At 66.1% G+C, this 1,826-nt stretch carries 1 protein-coding gene; it reads left to right on the top strand.

The window, feature by feature from the left end; all coding sequences use genetic code 11:
* Positions 1-111: 111 nt before the first annotated feature.
* The coding region (locus tag AC1DU6_RS29705; protein WP_477861604.1) for a thiamine pyrophosphate-dependent enzyme at positions 112-1,826 on the top strand (1,715 nt) is incomplete at its 3' end.

The raw sequence follows: 1,826 nt of genomic DNA, 5'->3' as shown, positions 1-1,826 counted from the left end.
CCCCTGGCAACAGCAGAGGTGGGTCGCAATCCGCCAACCGGTCGAGCCGTGTCGCGGAAGGTTCTTCAACCAGCCAACTCCCTGGAAACCGGGGCATGAGGTGAGCGAAAGATGATGCAGCAATACAGGTCCAACTCCTACCTGTTCGGCGGAAACGCGCCGTATGTGGAGGAGATGTACGAGGCCTACCTCGACAACCCGGGTTCCGTCCCGGACAACTGGCGCGCCTATTTCGACGCGTTGCAGCATGTCCCCGCGGTGGATGGCAGCGAGGCGCGCGACGTGGCCCATGCGCCGGTCGTCGAATCATTCGCCCAGCGCGCCAAGGCCAACGCCTYCGCCAACAAGGCTTCCAGCGCCGATCTGGCCGTCGCCCGCAAGCAGGTGCACGTGCAGTCGCTGATCGCGGCCTACCGTTTCCTCGGCAACCGCTGGGCCGAGCTGGACCCCCTCAAGCGCGCCGAGCGCCCCAAGATTCCCGAGCTGGACCCGGCGTTCTACGACCTGACCGAGTCCGACATGGACATCTCGTTCAGCGCCGTGAACAGCTATTTCGGCGGCGAGACGATGACGCTGCGCCAGATCGTGCAGGCCCTGCGCGAGACCTATTGCGGCTCGATCGGCTCCGAATTCATGCACGGCTCCGACCCCGGCGAGAAGCGCTGGTGGCAGGAGCGCCTGGAGAAGGCGCGCGGCAAGCCGACCTTCTCGGCCGAAGAGAAGAAGCACATCCTCGACCGCCTGACCGCGGCCGAAGGCCTGGAGCGCTATCTCCACACCAAGTACGTCGGCCAGAAGCGTTTCTCGCTGGAAGGCGGCGAGAGCTTCATCGCGGCGATGGACGAAGTGATCCAGCGTGGCGGCGAGCGCGGCGTGCAGGAAATCGTCATCGGCATGGCCCACCGCGGCCGCCTGAACGTGCTGGTCAACACGCTGGGCAAGATGCCTGCCGACCTGTTCGCCGAGTTCGAGCACAAGGCTGCCGAAGACCTGCCGGCCGGCGACGTGAAGTACCACCAGGGCTTCAGCTCCGACGTGTCCACGCCTGGCGGCCCGGTGCACCTGAGCCTGGCCTTCAATCCGTCCCACCTGGAAATCGTCAACCCGGTCGTTGAAGGCAGCGTGCGCGCCCGCCAGGACCGCCGCGGCGACAGCGAAGGCGCCCAGGTGCTGCCGGTGCTGGTGCACGGTGACGCGGCCTTCGGTGGCCAGGGCGTCGTGCAGGAAACGCTGGCGATGGCGCAGACGCGCGGCTACCGCACCGGCGGCACGGTCCACATCATCATCAACAACCAGATCGGCTTCACCACCAGCGACCCGCGCGACCTGCGCTCCACCTGGTACTGCTCCGACGTCGTCAAGATGATCGAAGCGCCGGTGCTGCACGTGAACGGCGACGACCCTGAGGCCGTCGTCTGGGCCACGCAGCTGTGCATGGACTACCGCGCCGAGTTCAAGAAGGACGTCGTCCTGGACATCGTCTGCTTCCGCAAGCTCGGCCACAACGAACAGGACACGCCGGCGCTGACCCAGCCGCTGATGTACAAGAAGATTGCCGCCCACCCCGGCACGCGCAAGGTCTATGGCGACAAGCTGGTGGCGCAGAACGTGCTGCCGGCCGAAGGCCCGGACGACATGGTCAAGGCCTACCGCGCCGCCATGGACGAAGGCCGCCACACCGTYGACCCGGTGCTGACCAACTTCAAGAGCAAGTTCGCCACCGACTGGTCGCCCTTCCTGGGCAAGAAGTGGACCGACAGCTGTGACACCGCCATTCCGGTGGCCGAGTGGAAACGCCTGGCCGAGAAGCTCACGACGCTGCCCAA

It is taken from the genome of Roseateles sp. P5_B10 (assembly GCF_056400485.1).
Note: the sequence above shows the minus strand (reverse complement) of the source record. Positions and strands in the feature narration are given on the sequence as shown.